This is a genomic window from Massilia sp. TSP1-1-2 (assembly GCF_049896185.1).
GTDB lineage: Bacteria > Pseudomonadota > Gammaproteobacteria > Burkholderiales > Burkholderiaceae_D > Telluria_A.
The window spans coordinates 35,277-51,440 of sequence record NZ_JAFCTU010000010.1 but is presented as its reverse complement, the minus strand read 5'-3'; the positions used below and the strand labels follow the sequence as shown (position 1 = coordinate 51,440).

At 64.7% G+C, this 16,164-nt stretch carries 13 protein-coding genes; 7 read left to right on the top strand and 6 right to left on the bottom strand.

The features are described from left to right. Positions 1 to 354: 354 nt before the first annotated feature. Both ACP7BV_RS10730 and ACP7BV_RS10725 read left to right on the top strand, forming a co-directional pair. Positions 355 to 1,725: a reverse transcriptase family protein gene (locus tag ACP7BV_RS10730; RefSeq protein WP_426103809.1), complete on the top strand. Its 1,371-nt coding sequence runs from the start codon at positions 355 to 357 to the stop codon at positions 1,723 to 1,725. A 16-nt stretch (positions 1,726 to 1,741) separates the two neighbouring features. Beyond that, positions 1,742 to 2,698 (top strand): M20/M25/M40 family metallo-hydrolase, encoded by a 957-nt coding sequence (locus ACP7BV_RS10725; protein ID WP_426103808.1) that lies wholly within the window; start codon positions 1,742 to 1,744, stop codon positions 2,696 to 2,698. Here the strand turns inward: ACP7BV_RS10725 and ACP7BV_RS10720 are convergent. The 5 genes from ACP7BV_RS10720 to ACP7BV_RS10700 all read right to left on the bottom strand — a co-directional run bounded on the left by ACP7BV_RS10720 (position 2,691) and on the right by ACP7BV_RS10700 (position 8,056). Continuing rightward, the gene (locus ACP7BV_RS10720) at positions 2,691 to 3,605 is read right to left on the bottom strand and encodes a GGDEF domain-containing protein (protein WP_426103807.1); all 915 of its coding nucleotides are present in this window, start codon (positions 3,603 to 3,605) and stop codon (positions 2,691 to 2,693) included. The genes ACP7BV_RS10725 and ACP7BV_RS10720 overlap by 8 nt on opposite strands. A 185-nt stretch (positions 3,606 to 3,790) precedes the next feature. Further along, entirely contained in the window at positions 3,791 to 4,933 is a 1,143-nt protein-coding gene (locus ACP7BV_RS10715) for a UbiH/UbiF/VisC/COQ6 family ubiquinone biosynthesis hydroxylase (protein WP_426103806.1), read from the bottom strand. After that, the gene (gene pepP / locus ACP7BV_RS10710; RefSeq protein ID WP_426103805.1) at positions 4,930 to 6,264 is read right to left on the bottom strand and encodes a Xaa-Pro aminopeptidase; all 1,335 of its coding nucleotides are present in this window, start codon (positions 6,262 to 6,264) and stop codon (positions 4,930 to 4,932) included. The genes ACP7BV_RS10715 and pepP overlap by 4 nt, the downstream gene beginning before the upstream one ends. Then, positions 6,264 to 6,986, bottom strand: a complete 723-nt coding sequence (gene murU / locus ACP7BV_RS10705) for an N-acetylmuramate alpha-1-phosphate uridylyltransferase MurU (protein ID WP_426103804.1) — start codon at positions 6,984 to 6,986, stop codon at positions 6,264 to 6,266. Before murU ends, pepP begins: the two co-directional genes overlap by 1 nt. Before the next feature lie 14 nt (positions 6,987 to 7,000). Then, entirely contained in the window at positions 7,001 to 8,056 is a 1,056-nt protein-coding gene (locus tag ACP7BV_RS10700; protein WP_426103803.1) for an aminoglycoside phosphotransferase family protein, read from the bottom strand. 98 nt (positions 8,057 to 8,154) lie between these two features. Here ACP7BV_RS10700 and ACP7BV_RS10695 point away from each other — a divergent pair, with 98 nt between their 5' ends. From ACP7BV_RS10695 to rsmA, 4 genes are read left to right on the top strand one after another with little or no spacing between them, the layout of a single operon-like run. Then, positions 8,155 to 10,428 (top strand): LPS-assembly protein LptD, encoded by a 2,274-nt coding sequence (locus tag ACP7BV_RS10695; RefSeq protein WP_426103802.1) that lies wholly within the window; start codon positions 8,155 to 8,157, stop codon positions 10,426 to 10,428. Between the two features lie 60 nt (positions 10,429 to 10,488). Beyond that, the gene (locus tag ACP7BV_RS10690; RefSeq protein ID WP_426103801.1) at positions 10,489 to 11,856 is read left to right on the top strand and encodes a peptidylprolyl isomerase; all 1,368 of its coding nucleotides are present in this window, start codon (positions 10,489 to 10,491) and stop codon (positions 11,854 to 11,856) included. Between the two features lies 1 nt (position 11,857). Continuing rightward, positions 11,858 to 12,955, top strand: coding sequence for a 4-hydroxythreonine-4-phosphate dehydrogenase PdxA (gene pdxA, locus ACP7BV_RS10685; protein WP_426103800.1), 1,098 nt, complete (start codon positions 11,858 to 11,860; stop codon positions 12,953 to 12,955). Then, positions 12,952 to 13,740, top strand: coding sequence for a 16S rRNA (adenine(1518)-N(6)/adenine(1519)-N(6))-dimethyltransferase RsmA (rsmA, locus tag ACP7BV_RS10680; RefSeq protein ID WP_426103799.1), 789 nt, complete (start codon positions 12,952 to 12,954; stop codon positions 13,738 to 13,740). The genes pdxA and rsmA overlap by 4 nt, the downstream gene beginning before the upstream one ends. A 102-nt stretch (positions 13,741 to 13,842) precedes the next feature. On the opposite strand, the gene ACP7BV_RS10675 is transcribed toward rsmA, so the two are convergent. Then, positions 13,843 to 14,448, bottom strand: a complete 606-nt coding sequence (locus ACP7BV_RS10675) for a PEP-CTERM sorting domain-containing protein (RefSeq protein WP_426103798.1) — start codon at positions 14,446 to 14,448, stop codon at positions 13,843 to 13,845. 246 nt (positions 14,449 to 14,694) lie between these two features. Here ACP7BV_RS10675 and ACP7BV_RS10670 point away from each other — a divergent pair, with 246 nt between their 5' ends. After that, a complete protein-coding gene (locus ACP7BV_RS10670) occupies positions 14,695 to 16,149 on the top strand; it encodes an alkaline phosphatase (protein ID WP_426103797.1) in 1,455 nt (484 codons plus the stop codon). Positions 16,150 to 16,164 lie beyond the last annotated feature (15 nt).

Here is a 16,164-nt window from a genome sequence, read left to right as displayed (position 1 = left end):
GCCCGTGCGTTTTTTTATGCTGCGGCCTGCAAGCTGCCTGTGGAAAAAGCGCGGGGCTTTTCCGACCGCCGGCCAAAGCCTGCTCCTGTGGAGCTTTTGCGACACGATCAAACGCGAAGGGGGATTTATGTTTTTGCTCATATTGACCTTTCCTTAAAATTCGCCTACTGTGTTCCCCGGGGCGGATCCTTCAAGCCGGTTGGTCTTTGCCTCGTGTAAAGACTGCCTCTACGGGGTTACCCCGTGGGAAATTCAGTGTTCAGCACTTCCACCGCATGAGCGGCAGTGCGCTTGCGCGTACGTTTGCTCACGCATCACGAGACTCGTTGAAGGCTCTGCGCCCCCTTGCCGCTCATGAACCTTGACCAACACGCTGCGCTGGCGCTTGCCGACACCATGCTGGCCACAGACGCCAGCCTGGTTAGCCTGGTTGCGTGCGTCGCGCACGTCTTCGATGCCGCGCTGCCTTGGGCCCCAGGGGTGTGCGCGGCGCTCCTGGCGCGCACTAGCGACAATTTCCACTACTTCAGCCGCCATGAGCTGGCCGCCATTCTCCTCGAACTTGTCGGCAGGGGCGGCCACGCCACGCCCGACGACGTCCCGGCCGCTCCCTGGATCGCACTGCCCGCAGTGCGGCGCTACTGCATCGCGCCCCCGCTGCGACCGCCCGCACCTGCATGGCTGGCAGCACTCGGCTTGCCCGGCTTGCCGACAATTGGCGAACTGGCCGCGTGGCTTGGTGAACCCGTCGGCGCCGTCGACTGGTTTGCCGACCAATGGCGTCCCGGGTCCGACGCATCTTCGCCGCTGCAGCACTACCACTATCGCTGGCTGCCAAAGCGCAGTTGCGGCTGGCGCCTGATCGAGATACCCAAGTCGCGCCTGCGCCTGATCCAGCAAGAGATCTTGCGCCAGATCCTCGACCTGGTGCCGCCGCACGCGGCCGCGCACGGCTTTCGGCGCGGTCGCTCCAGCGTCACGCACGCGGCGCTGCATGCGTGCCGGCGCGTCGTCATTCGAATGGACCTCAAGGATTTTTTTCCGAGCATCCAGGTGTCCCGCATCCATGGGCTATTTGAAAAACTCGGTTACCCGCCAGGCGTCGCCGCAACGCTGGCGCGCATCTGCGTCAACCGCACGCCGGCCGGCGCCTTCAGTGACCGGCACACCGGCGGCTCGCTGCCGTGGGCCGAACGCCAGGCCCTGAAAACGCCACACTTGCCGCAAGGTTCCCCAAGCTCCCCGGCGCTGGCCAACCTGTGCGCCTACCGCCTCGACATCCGCCTCGAAGCCTTGGCGGGCGCGCTCGGCGCGACCTACAGCCGGTATGCCGACGATCTGGTGTTTTCCGGCGGGCCCGACCTCGAACGCGCCGCCGAGCGCTTCCATGTGCAAGTGGCGGCCATCGCCATCGAAGAAGGCTTCCGGGTCAATACCCGCAAGACGCGCGTGATGCGCGAAGGCGTGCGCCAGCAGGTCACCGGCGTGGTGGTGAACCGCCATTCGAATATCGCGCGCGACGAGTACGACATTCTCAAGGCCACGCTGACCAACTGCGTGCGGCACGGGCCCATGTCGCAAAACCACGAGAATCGATCTAACTATCGCGATTACTTGGCGGGCAAGATATCTTATGTGATGATGGTGAACCCGCACCGGGCAAGCAAGCTGCAGCGGCTGTTTCAGTCCATTGACTGGGCGGCAGGGCAGCTATCCATCGTGTAAATAGGAAGTCGCGTTCATGAAAAATCTGCTGGCGCTCATCGGTCTCATCTCGTTATTCGCCCCGGGTGCTTTCGCCGCCAGCGCCACACCGCTCGCCGGCGCCGCACCACTCGACAGCGCAACCTTGCTCGCCGACGTACGCACCCTGTCCGCACCCGAGTTGGCTGGCCGCCGCACGGGAAGCGAGGGCAGCAAGATGGCGCAGGTCTACATCGCGCGCCGTTTCGAACAGATCGGCATCAAGCCGTTTGGCGCAAACTACGCGATGCCGTTTGCCTTTACCAGCCTGCGCGGCCAGGTCAAGACGGAGTATCCGGCAGCGCTCAACCTGGTCGGCCATATCCGTGGCAGCGTCCATCCAGAACGCTACATGGTGGTGTCGGCGCACTACGATCACCTGGGCGTCCAGAAGGGCGCCGCCTACCTGGGAGCCGACGACAACGCGTCCGGAGTTGCTGCGATGCTGGCCGTGGCGGCCTATTTCAAGCAGAACCCGCCGCAAAACACCATTGTCTTCGCCGCCTTTGATGCTGAAGAACTCGGCCATCATGGGGCGCGCGCGCTGGTCAAGGCGGCCCCTTTTCCGATCGCGAAAGTGGCCCTGAACCTGAATTTCGACATGGTCAGCCGCAACGACAAGAACGAGATTTACGCAGCCGGCACGCGCTACACGCCGTCGCTCAAGCCGCTGGTCGCCAAGGCGGCCGCGAGCAGCAGCGTGAAGGTGAGGCTCGGGCATGACAGCAAGGTCCCTGGCGCGCCGCCGGACGACGACTGGACCGGCCAGTCCGATCACGCCGTGTTCCACGAGGCCGGCATTGCCTTCCTGTATTTTGGTGTCGAAGATCACGCCGACTACCATCAGCCGAGCGACTCTTTCGAGAAAATCGATCCGACCTTCTTTGCCGAGGTGGCGCGCCTTCTGGTGTCGGCCGCCGCGATCCTGGACCAGAATCTGGACACGCTCAAGTAGCCTGTTCGACCCGGTTGCGCCCGCCGTTCTTGGCCGCGTACAGGGCGCTGTCGGCCTTGGACAGCGCTGCGGTCAGCTCTCCCTCAAATGGCGCCAAGCCAATGCTGATCGTGACGTGCAGCTGCTCGCCATTGGACGTAAAGACCGGGAAGTCGGCCACCGCGTGGCGCATGCGTTCGGCCACGGCGCGCGCGGTATCGGGCATGGCGTCCGGGAACAGCAGACCGAATTCTTCGCCGCCGATGCGCGCCACGAAGTCGGTCGCGCGGGCCGCTTGCGCGATCACGGCGCTGACGGCGCCGAGCACCTCGTCGCCCACCGCATGGCCGTGTTGATCGTTGACCTTTTTGAAGTGGTCGATGTCGGCTACCCCGACCGTAATGACCGACCCGCCGCGCTTTGCGCGTGCCACCATGCGCGTCGCTTCGGCTTCGAACGCGCGCCGGTTGGGCAGGCCGGTCAGCGTGTCGCTCATGGCCTGCCGCTCGAGCTGGTCGAGCAGGGCGGCGTTTTTCGCTTCGGCCTGGCGGCGCGCGCGCAAGTCGCTCATGAAGGCGCCGAAATAGCGCACTGTGTCGACCACGCCCAGGTCGAGCGCCTTCATTTCGATGGGGATCATGTCGCCGGTACGGTGCCGGATCACAAATTCGCGCGGTGCGCGCAGCAGCGCGTCGCAGTCGTTTTTTTTGAGGAGACTGGCAACCGAGCCGGGATGCCCATCGCCGAACGATTCAGGCAGCAAGCCGGCCAGCGGCTGGCCGATCGCTTCGGCGGGAGAATAGCCGGACAGCGCCTGCATGGCCGCGTTCATGTAGCGGATGGCGCCGCTTGCATCGACCACGAGCACCGCATCGAGGGACTCCTCGATCAGGCGCGAGACGATGGCGGCGGGGAGGGTACCGAGCATGTGGCGGGAGACTCATTGATGGAGATGACGGTATTGTCCCACCAGTTCAGAAATGGCGCCGCACGGGCAATTGATTTACTGCCCTTGACCAACATCGTCCCCGCGTTTCGCGAGGACGATGTAACGCTGCTGCACCGTCGCCCCTTTAGCGGCACCAGCGCCAGCGAGGACGCCGGTGTGGTGTTTCAGCGCCGTCCGAACATCATCAGCTCGGCCAGCAGCGTGCGCGCCGGCGCCACCGTGTCGAGCACGCCCAGCGACAGAGCGAGCAGCGCCTGTACCGGCCCCGCGCCGGCAAACGCGCGCGCCATGGCGTCGGTCAGGCCCACGACCAGCTGGCGGTCGGCGCTGCGCTCCAGCGCAAACTTGCCAAGCGCCGCCGGCGTGGCTTCGTACGCCAGCAAGCGCGCCAACACGGCCGCGTCGCGTAGCCCCAGGTTAAAGCCCTGGCCGGCCACCGGATGCAGCGTCTGCGCTGCATTGCCGATCGCCACCGTGCGCGCCGTTCCGGCCGCACCCGCATTCAAGCCGAGCGGATAGGCCGCGCGCGCGCCGGTCGCTGTAAAACGCCCCAGCCGGGTCCCGAATGCTTCGCCCAGGCGCGCCAGAAAGGCTGCGTCGTCCAGCGCCAGCAGCGCCGCGGCCGTTTCCGGACGTACGCACCACACCAGCGCGTACTGGCGGTGGTCGTCGCCTTCTTGCGGCAGCAGCGCCAGCGGCCCTTCATCGGTGAAGCGTTCATAGGCGCGGTGCGCAATGGGCGCGCTGGCGCTCACGCGCGCAATCACCGCCGTCTGCCCGTAGTCGCGGGTGACGGCCTTGTCGTCCTGGGCGCCGAACAGGCCGCCTTCGGCCTGTACCATCAGCAAGGTGTCGAGGTCGCGCCCGTCGTCAAGCTTGATCCCCACGCCGTCGGCGTGCTCGAGCTGCCCGGTCACGCGCGCCGGCCGGATCACACCGACACCGGCGCGCTCGCAGGCCAGCGACAAGGCGGTGACCAGCTCGCCGTAGCGCGTCACGTAGCCGAGCGCCGGCACAGCGTGTTCGCTGCGCTCGATCACGCTGCGGCCAAAGTGGCCGCGGCGCGAGATGTGGATCTCGTGGATCGCGGTGGCGGCAATCGGCCAGGCGCCGATTTCTTCGAGCAGCAAGCGGCTGCCGTACGACAGTGCGATCGAGCGCGGGTCCGTCATCGCCGCACCGAGCGACTTGGCGTCGATCAGGCCAATGCGCCGGGCGGGCATGCCGCGCCGGGCCAGCAGGGCGGCCAGCGCCATGCCCACCGGGCCGGCGCCGCAGATGGCGACATCAAAGGTGGTGTTCGTCATGGGGCGCGCCGCATGGTCTGTTCGATGGCGGCCACGGTTTTGGGCGCCGCCTCGCTGAGAATGGCGTGGCCGGCGGCGGTGACGAGTACGTCGTCTTCGACGCGGATGCCGATATGCCAGAACTGTTCCGGCACGCCTTGTGCGGGACGCACGTAGATGCCCGGTTCCACCGTCAGCACCATGCCAGGCTGCAGCGCGCGCGACGGCTTGCCTTCGGCATGCACGTCGCGGTAGGCGCCGGTGTCGTGCACGTCCAGTCCCAGCCAGTGGCCGGTGCCGTGCATGTAAAACTGCTGGTACGCGCGTTCGGCGATGACGTCGTCGACGCTGCCGAACTTTTGCTTGGCGAGTAAGCCCGTGTCGAGCATGCCCTGCGCCAGCACGCGCACGGCCGCGTCGTGGATGGCGGTGTAGATGGTGCCGGGGCGGACCTGCTCCAGCGCGGCCGCTTGCGCCGCCAGCACCAGTTCGTACAATATTTTCTGCGGCTCCGTAAAGCGGCCGTTGACCGGGTAGGTGCGCGTGATGTCGGCGGCGTAGCTGTCCAGTTCACAGCCGGCGTCGATCAGGATCAGGTCGCCGTCGCGGCTTTGCGCATTGTTGACGGTATAGTGCAGCACGCAGGCATTCGCGCCGGCCGCCACGATTGGCGTGTAAGCGGGGAACTGGGCGCCGTTACGGCGAAACTCGTGTAGCAGTTCAGCCTCGATTTCGTACTCGAACATGCCGGCGCGCGAGGCGCGCATGGCCCGTGCGTGCGCCTGGCCCGAGATGGTCGCCGCGCGCAGCATGAGCGCCTGTTCGCCGTCGTCCTTGAACAGGCGCATTTCGTCGAGCAGCGCGAGCAGGTCATGCGCCACGGTGGGCGCGGTCACGCCGCTGCGCGCCTGGCGCCGCACGCTGCCCAGCCACGTCTTCATTTGCAGGTCGAGCGCGGCGCTGTGGCCCAGCGCATGGTAGGTGGCCGGCGCGTTGGCCAGCAGGCGCGCCATTTCGGTGTCGAGTTCGTCGATGGGGAAGGCGGCGTCAAATCCGAAGGCTGCTTTCGCGCCGTCCGGCCCGTGCCGAAAGCCATCCCAGACTTCGCGTTCGGCGTTTTTCTGGCGGCAGAACAGGACCGCCTGCGCGGGTGCGCTGCCGCGCGCGGCGACCAGCACCAGCACGCTGCCTGGCTCGGTAAAGCCGGTCAGGTAATAGAAATAGCTGTCGTGCCGGTACGGGTAGTCGCTGTCGCTGTTGCGGCTGACTTCAGGCGCCGTCGGCAGGATCGCCACTGCGCCCGGGGCCATCCGTTGGCACAGGCGCGCGCGGCGCGCGCTGAAAGATGTCATCAGGCGCCCTTGACCTTGCCCGACAGCGGGGCGTTCAGTTCCTCGAGCTGCTGCACGGTGCCCACGTTGACCCACGGCCCTTCATACAGTTCGCCGCCCACCAGGCCTTTGGCCGCGTACGCGCGGATCAACAAGCCCAGGCCGGCGCGCTGGCCCGGTTCAATCGCCTTGAACATCTCGGCGCGGTACACGCCGATGTTCGAGAAATTCCATTTCGGCTCGCCGTCGTTCGCGACCGAGAACATGTTGAGCGCAAAGTCGCCCTTGGTGTTGTGCCACGGGTTGGGGGTCAGGTAAAGCCAGCAGGCGTCACGCTGCTCGCTCGTGTAAGCGTTGCCCAGTACGTCCTTGTCGTGCAAAACATCCTTGACTTGCTCGAAGTCGAAGTAGGGGCAGTAGATGTCGCCCGACAGCACCAGGAAGGGCTCCTCGCCCAGCAGGTGCAGCGCGTTGGCGATGCCGCCCGCCGTTTCCAGCGCCACCGCTTCGGCCGAATAGGCGATGGTCGCGCCGTACTTGCTGCCGTCGCCCAGTTCTTCCTCGATCATGTGGCCAAGGTGCGCGTGGTTGATGACGATTTCGGTGATCCCGGCGCGCACCAGGTTCAGAATATGCCAGACGATCAGCGGACGCCCGCGGACCTTGAGCAGGGGCTTGGGACAGGTGTCGGTCAGCGGGCGCATGCGCTCGCCGCGGCCTGCGGCCAGAATCATTGCTTTCATGTTCGAGCCTTGAATTAAAAGGTGTAGCCCACGGTCGGCGCGGTGTCTTCGAAGGTGTCGAGCAGGCGCACCAGCGGCTTGAGGATGCCGTAGCGCCCGGCCGTCTTGCGCACGTAGCTGCTCACGGTGGCCAGGTCGCCCAGGTAGTGGCTCTTGCCGTCGCGGTAATTCAGGCGGCAGAAAATGCCCAGGATTTTCAAGTGACGCTGCAGCGCCATGAATTCAAAATCGCGGTAAAAGGCGTCGATGTCCGGGTTGACCGGCAAACCCACCTGCTTGGCGCGCTGCCAGTAGCGCACCACCCAGTCGAGCACGATTTCTTCGTCCCACTGCACATAGGCGTCGCGCAGCAGCGAACCGAGGTCATAGGTGACGGGGCCGAACACGGCATCCTGGAAGTCGAGCACGCCAGGGTTGCCCTGCTCGACGAACATCAGGTTGCGCGAGTGAAAATCGCGGTGCATGAACACTTGCGACTGCGCCAGGCAGTTGCTGGCGATGGCGTCGAACACGCCGTTCAGCGTGGCCGTCTGGGCGTCGGTCATGGTGATGCCCAGGTGCTTGCCGATAAACCATTCAGGGAATAAATTTAATTCGCGCATGATGAAGGCGCGATCGTATTCCGGCAGCTTGCCCGGTTCGCTGCTGAGCTGAAACTTGATCAGTGTATCGACGGCGTCGGAATACATTATGGGCGCGTTGTCGACCGTCAGGCGCTGCAGATAAGTGGTGCTGCCAAGGTCGCCCAGCAGCAAGAAGCCGTTGGGCACGTCCTGGGCGACGATGGCCGGCACCGTCACGCCCGCTGCCATCAGCAAGCCTTGCACGTGGAGAAAGGCCGGCACGTTTTCACGCTCGGGCGGGGCGTCCATGGCGATCAGGGTGTCGCCCAGCCTGGCGCGCAGCGCTGGGGCGACGTCGAGCCGGAAATAGCGCCGAAAGCTGGCGTCGGCCGAGGCCGGGCGGCGCGAAGCCACGTCGACCAGGCCAAGCGAGCCCAGCCAGTTGGTGAGCTGATCTACGCGTTGCTCTGGGGTGGCGATGGGGGGAGTTATTGATATTGATGACATGTTGCGAGCCGTGGAATCCGGTGAAAGGTGACAATTCCCATATAATAAGGGATTCAACTCAAAAAATCGCTTTCCATGGCGTTTCTCCCCGTCTTTTCATGAGCTGGTTTGCAGCTTCTCCTCCTTCGCAGCGTTGGGCCTATGCCCTGACGGCGCTCGTGACCGCCTCCGCGGTGCCGGCGTTCGCCCAGCCTCCCCAAAACAAATTGCGGATCGAGGAAAGCAATCCCACCGTGTATGTGGAAGCCGAAGAGATCGACGGGCGGCCCGATCGCGACGTCACGCTCAAGCGCAATGTCGAACTGATCCGCGGCGAAACCCGCCTCACGGCCGACGTCGCCTGCTTCAAGCAAGTGGAAAATGAAGTGACCGCGCAAGGCCACGTCAACATGGCGCGCTTTGGCGACCGCTACAAGGGCGACGAACTGCAGCTGAACCTGGCCTCGGGCAAGGGCTGGGTCTTGCGCCCCGAATACAAGATGGAATTGAACAATGCGCAGGGCCGCGCCGCGCGCCTTGATTTCATCAGCGAAGACGAAGCGCTCATCACCAACGGCACCTACAGCACCTGCGAAGGCCCCAATCCCGACTGGTATCTCAAGTCGTCCACGCTGCGCCTGGACGCCGGGCGCGATGTGGGCGTGGCCGGCAAGACGATCGTTTATTTCAAGGGCGTGCCGATTATGGGCGCGCCCGGCATGTCGTTCTCGCTGTCGGGCGCGCGTCGTTCGGGCTGGCTGCCGCCGTCGATCGGCCTGGGCGCCAAGGGCCGCGCCGAAGTGATGGTGCCCTACTATGTCAACATCGCACCGAACCGCGACTTGACCGTGTTTCCGCGCATGATGATCGGGCGCGGCCTGCAACTGGGCGCCACCGGGCGCTACCTGGGCGAGACCGACGCCGGAACCTATGCCGGCCAGACCCACCTCGAGGCGCTGTTCCATGACCAGATCACCAAGTCGGACCGCTGGCTGGTCAAGTCGACCCACGCCCAGGCATTGCGGCGCAACTGGTCGTTCGGCTGGAATCTGAACGCCGCCTCCGACGACGAGTACCCGAGCGACTTTTCGAAGTCGGTCTCGAGCAGCGCCGAACGGCAACTGCTGCGCGAAGTGCGCACCGACCTGTACGGCAAGTACTGGAGCCTGACGGCGCGCGTGCAAAACTACCAGGTGCTGCAAGACCCGGCGGCGCTGACCAACCCGGCGCTGTTCGTGCCGCGTCCGTACAACCGGCTACCCGAAATCCTGCTGCGCGCCGGGCGCTACGACGTGGGCGGCTTCGATTGGGCCGTGAATGCCGAGGCGACGCGCTTTTCGCATCCGGACCTGATCAGCGGCAACCGCGCGGTGGTGACGCCCCAGGTAAGTTACCCGGTGGTGCGCCCCGGCTATTACGTAACGCCCAAGCTGCTGCTGCATGCCAGCGCGTATCAGCTTGACAGCAAGCCCGACAGCAAGCCCGATAGCGCGCTCGGCAGTCAGCGCGACGGCAGCGTGCCCGGCACCCCCGGTTCGCTCTCGCGCGTGCTGCCCACCTTCTCGGTCGACAGCGGCCTGGTGTTCGAGCGGCGTGCCCGCCTGTTCGGGCGCGCCGTCACGCAAACGCTGGAGCCGCGCCTGTTCTACGTCTACACGCCGTACAAGGACCAGAGCCGGTTCCCGCTGTTCGACACGGCCGAGCCGGGTTTCAATTTCGCCCAAATCTTTACCGAAAACCGTTTTATCGGCTCGGACCGCGTGTCCGACGCGAACCAGGTGACGGCCGCGGTGGTCTCGCGCTTCCTGGAGTCGAATGGCGCCGAGCGCTTGCGCCTGTCGCTGGGCCAGCGCTTTTACCTGTCCGACCAGCGCGTGCAATTGCTGGGCAATTCGCCCGGCGCCGACAGCCGTTCCGACGTGCTGCTGGCCGCCAGCGGGCGCGTTTCCGAAACCTGGAGCGTGGACAGCGCAGTACAATACAATGCGAACACCAGCAGCGTGGTGAGCTCGAACTATGGCGTGCAATGGATTCCGGGCAAACAAAAAGTCATCAACGCCGAATACCGTTTCGTGCGCGACCAGGTCAAGAACCTTGACCTGTCGGCGCAGTGGCCGATCGGGCGGCGCTGGTATGGCGTGGGTCGGGTCAGTTATTCGCTCAGCCAGCACAAGACGCTGGAAAGCTTGATCGGCCTGGAATACAAGGCTGATTGCTGGGTGTTTCGCATGGGGGCGCAGCGTTTCGTCGTCACCACGCGCGACGCATCGACCCCGATTTTCTTTGAACTGGAGTTGAACGGCCTGTCCAAGCTGGGCACAGGCAGCCCGCTGGAATCGTTCTACAAGAGTATCCCCGGCTATTCCCGCCTGAACCCTGGCGCCGGCCGCTAGCCAAGATTTTCATTTTTATTCACCTGAATAAGTGCTTCCCAGATTATGCGTAAAATCAGTATGCACCAAGTTAAGATCGCCGCTTTCGTGTTGTGCGCCGCTACTGCCGCCGGCCAGGCTGCCGCCCAGGCCAAGCCTGCCCCCGCCAAGGCGGCGCCGTCGGCCGGCTCCATTCCGCCGGCGTCTGCCGACGGCAATGTGATCGATTCGATCGCCGTTGTCGTCAACGACGAAGTCATCACCCGCAACGAAGTGGCCGCCCGCGTGCGCAGCATCGAACAGCGCATGAAGGGCCAGAATGCGCAGATGCCCGAGGCGGCCGACCTGCAGCGCCAGGTGGTTGAGGCGATGATCGTCGAGCGCGCCCAGTTCCAGCTGGCCAAGGAGATGGGCGTGCGCGCGGTCGACGACAGCCAACTTGACCGCGCCATCACCCGCATCGCCGAGCAGCAGAAGTTGTCGGTCCAGGACATGCGCAATGCGATGGAAAAAGATGGCATGCCGTTCGCCGCCTTCCGCGAAGAGATCCGCAACGAGATCACCATGCAGCGCCTGCGCGAACATGAAGTGGACAACAAGATCCAGATTTCGGACGCCGAAGTCGATACCTATCTGGCCGCCGAGCAGGCCGCCGCGGTCGACAAGGTCGAGGTTAATATCGCGCAGATCCTGGTGCGCATCCCCGAGAATTCATCGCCCGAACAGATTGCCGCGCGCAAGGCGCGCGCCGATGAAGTGTCGCGCCAGCTGCGCGTGGGCGGCGACTTTGCCAAGATCGCCGGCACCTATTCCGATGCGCCCGACGCGCTGGCCGGCGGCGCCATCGGCTGGCGCGATCCGGACCGCCTGCCGCCGATCTTCGCCGAAGCGCTCTCCAAGCTCAAGCCCGGCCAGAGCACGCCGGTGATCAAGAGCACGGCCGGCTTTCACATCCTCAAGCTGGTCGACAAGCGCAGCCTGGCCGCGTCCGACGAAAAGACCATCGTGCAGCAAACGCACGTACGCCACATCATGTTCAAGGTGTCGCCGACCATGACGGCCGAAGCGGCCAAGAAAAAGCTGACCGAGCTCAAAGAGCGCCTCGACAACAAGGCCGCCAAGTTCGAAGACCTGGCGCGCCAGTTTTCCAACGACGCCTCGGCCACCAAGGGGGGCGATTTGGGCTGGCTGTTCCCCGGCGACGCCGTGCCGGAATTTGAAACGGCCATGGCTGCGCTCAAGCCGGGTGAAATATCCGGCGTGGTGGAAACGCCGTACGGCATCCACTTGATCGAAGTACTCGAGCGCAAGAGCGAAGACCAGTCCAAGGAAAAGAAACGCAATGCCGCGCGCCAGGTCATTCGCGACCGCAAGCTGGCCGAAGCGACCGAAGAGTGGCAGCGCCAGGTGCGCGACCGCGCCTACGTCGAGTTCCGCGACGAGAAATAAGGTGGCCACCCCAGTGGCCACTACGGTGGCTGCACCCGCACTGCGGCCTGTCCTGCGTCCTGCAATCGCCGTCACCGTTGGCGAACCGGCCGGCATCGGGCCTGAAATCTCGATCGTGGCCGCGTGGGCGCTGCGCGAGCAGGTCAATTGCGTGCTGGTGGGCGACGCCGCCTTCCTGGCGCTCACGGCCAGCCTGATCGACCCCGCCATACAACTGGTGGCGCTGTCGGTGCAGGCGCTGCGCAACAATGGCTTGCCGCATTTCGGCGCCAAGCGCGTAGCCGTGGTCGACGTGCCGCTAGCCGCGCACGTGGTGCCCGGCACCTTGAATGCCGAGAACGGGCGCAGCGTGCTGGCCACGCTCGACGTGGCCATCGAAGGCGCGCGCGCCGGCTGGTTCGACGCCATCGTCACCGCGCCGCTGCAAAAGAGCACCATCAACGACGCCGGCGTCGCGTTTTCAGGGCATACCGAATACCTGGCCGAGAAGACCGCCGCCGCGCAAGTGGTGATGATGCTGGCCGGCGCCCCGGCTCCCGGCCTGCCGCCTTTGCGCGTGGCGCTGGCCACCACCCACCTGGCGCTCAAGGATGTGCCGGCGGCGATCACCCGGGATGGCCTGGGGCGCGTGCTCGACATCATCGACGCCGACCTCAAGACCAAGTTCGGGATTGGCGCGCCGCGCATCCTGGTCACGGGCCTGAACCCGCACGCGGGCGAGCACGGTTACCTGGGACGCGAGGAGATCGACACCATCGGGCCGGCGATCGATGCGGCGCGCGCGCGCGGCATCGATGCGCGCGGCCCGTACCCGGCCGACACGCTGTTCCAGCCCAAGTACCTGGAGGACGCCGACTGCGTGCTGGCCATGTACCACGACCAGGGACTGCCGGTGCTCAAGCACGCCACCTTCGGGCGCGGCGTGAACATCACGCTTGGCTTGCCGCTGGTGCGCACCTCGGTCGACCATGGCACCGCGCTTGACCTGGCCGCCCGCGGCTTTGGCCTGGCCGACTGCACCAGCATGGAAGAAGCGATCCGCACCGCGCTTGCCATGGCCCTGAACATCAAAAGCAGCACCAAGAAAAGCACATCATGAAACACGTAGCACGCAAGCGTTTTGGCCAGAATTTTTTGACCGATAAAATGGTCCTCAACGATATCATCGACGCCATCGGACCGCACAGCGGCCAGACCATGGTTGAAATCGGCCCGGGCCTGGCGGCCATGACGGCGCTGCTGCTCAAGCATCTGGGCCACATGCACGTTGTCGAGCTGGACCGCGACCTGGTGGCGCGCCTGCAGCAGCAGTTCCCGGCCGAGAAGCTGACCATCCACTCGGGCGACGCGCTCAAGTTCGACTACGGCCTGATTCCCGTACCGGCGGGGCAAAAGTTGCGCGTGGTGGGCAACCTGCCGTACAACATCTCGAGCCCGCTGTTGTTTCACCTGGCGGACTTTGCGCACCTGATCGAAGACCAGTACTTCATGCTGCAAAAGGAAGTGGTCGAACGCATGGTGGCCGCGCCGGGCAGCAAGACGTACGGGCGGCTGTCGGTGATGCTGCAGTGGCGCTACGACATGACGTTGATGTTCATCGTGCCGCCCACCGCGTTCGATCCGCCGCCGCAGGTGGAGTCGGCCGTCGTGCGCATGATCCCGGTCGCGACCCGCATGGCGTGCGACGGACCCACGCTGGCGGCGGTGGTGATGAAAGCTTTCTCGCAGCGCCGCAAGGTGATCCGCAACTGCCTGGCCGGGATGTTCACCGAGCAGCAGCTGACGGACTGCGGCGTCGATCCGTCGACCCGGCCCGAGACGGTGGCTCTGGCGCAGTACGTGGCGCTGGCGAACCTGCTCAAGCCGGTGCAACCTGCACCTTAGTCGCAGCGCGGGCGATAAAAAAACCCCATGGTCCTTGGCGGGCCATGGGGTTTTTTGTCGCGGCGCGCAAGCGCCGGCCTTGCGTTCTGCTTACTTACTTACTTACTTGCGGCGACGGCGGGCAGCAATGGCGAACAGACCCAGGCCCAGCAAGGCCAGCGATCCCGGTTCCGGTACTGCTTGCACGTTGACGTTGTCCAGAACGCCGTCGAGCCAGACGGTGTCGTTGCCGGCAATGTCTGAAAAGCGCAGGGTGGTCGTGGCGCCGTTGGCAACAAAATCAAAGGTGTACGACGCCAGTGGACCTGCCGACGCGCCGACCGCCGTCATCGACGACAGCAGGGCAACGCCGTCGTTGCCGAGGGCCGACGCGCGCAGCGATTGACCGCAGCTGTACGCGCCGCAGTTGCTCGCGCCAAAGTCGAACTTGACCACGTAGGTGGCGCCGCTGTTGGTGGCAAAGCTTTGCGCAAGCGTGCCGTTCGGGGCTTGGTCGCCTGCATTGAACGCCACTGCAAAGTTACCGTTCTGGGCACTGCTGCCCGCGCCGAACCAGAAGGCGCCGCCGACCTGGTAAGCCTGCGCCACATTGCCGGTGGTGGTCCAGCCGGCAAGGCCGGCTTCAAAGTCGCCGTTCACGATCGGTGCGGCGGTCGCGCCAACGGCAGCGGTAAGGCTCAGAGCGGCGAACAGACTTTTCAACAACATGTGATGCTCCAGGATAGATAAAGATAATTTACTATAAGCAATTAACGTGCCGGTTAAAAATTGTTTCGAAAAATCAACGGCTTGGGCCAAGCGGCAATAATTTGCCGGTCCCATATGTAAAGTTTTCCGACAGCATCCCGCGTCTCGGCCAGCCTGCGGCAGGCAGCCGCGCGTGCGCAGCTGCGTTTCATCAGCCCGTAACATAGCCTTGTCAGACTCCCGGTTTTCAACTCCGGGACTGACAACATGTTACGCAATGGACTTCTCATCGCCGCCGTCGGCGCGGCAACCGCAGCCCTGCTGGGCGCCTGTTCGCCAAACGATGCACCCCAGGCCCCGCCTGTCGCCGTCGCTCCCCCCAAGAATGTCATCTTCTTCCTCGGCGACGGCATGGGCATGACGACCATGACGGCCGCGCGCATCTACGCCGTGGGCGAAGATGGCGAGCTGACCATGGACACGCTGCCGGAAACCGCCTTCGTCAAGACGTTCTCGAACGACGCCCAGGTCACCGACAGCGCCCCGTCGATGGCCGCCTACATGACCGGCGTGAAGATGAACAATGAAGTGCTGTCGATGTCGGCCGACACGCTCGCGCTGGACCCGCTGCCTGACGCCAACGGCAACAAACTGACGAACAACTGCGGCAGCAAGAACGGCACGCCCGTGACCACGCTGCTCGAACTGGCCAAGGCCAAGGGCTTGTCGACCGGCGTGGTGAGCACCGCGCGCGTGACCCACGCCACGCCGGCGGCGACCTATGCGCATATTTGCCACCGCGACCTGGAAAACGATATCGCCGCCGCTGCCGTTCCCGGCGGGACCGGCTACAACGCCGCGCTCGGCAGCACCGGCCTGGACGTGCTGATCGGCGGCGGACGCCAGTTCTTCCTCCCCTTCAAAGATGGCGGCAAGCGCGCCGACGGGCGCGACCTGGTGGCCGAGATGAAGGCGAAAAACTACGCGTATGCCAGTAACAGCACCGAGTTCACGGCGATTGACCCGGCCAAGGCCGAGCGCGTACTGGCGCTGTTCACTTCCAGCCACATGAGCTATGACCTGGACCGCGACCCGGCCAAGGAACCGAGCCTGGCCGAGATGACGACCAAGGCGATGGACGTGCTGCAAAAGAATGGCAAGGGTTACTTCCTGATGGTCGAAGGCGGACGCATCGACCATGCGCTGCACGAAACCACGGCAAAAAAGGCACTGCAAGACACCGTTGCGTTCGATAACGCCATCAAGGCGGCGCTGGCCAAGGCGCGCGTGACTGACCCTGAATTGAAAAATACGCTGCTGGTCGTTACCGCCGACCATGACCATACGCTGGTGCTCAACGGCTACGCCAAACGCACCGGCAAGACCGCGGCCGGCAATCCGGGCGTGCTGGGCGTGGTCAAGAACTACGTCAGCGGCGCCGTTGAAAAAGACCTCGATGGCGCGCCGTATTCGATCATCGGCTTTGGCAATGGCGAGAACCGGACCCAGTCCAGCCGCGCTGCCGTGACAGCCATGGACGAGAGCGTGACCGGCGCGGCCACCTATCACCAGGAAGCCGTGGTGCGCATGGCGGTGGGCAGCGAAACCCACGGCGGCGCTGACGTCTTCCTGGGCGCGGTGGGCAAGGGCGCCGACACCTTCAGCGGCACCATCGACAACACCAAAGTATTCGGCCTGGTCAAGACCGCGGCCGGTCTGTAACTGATTATGCAAAGG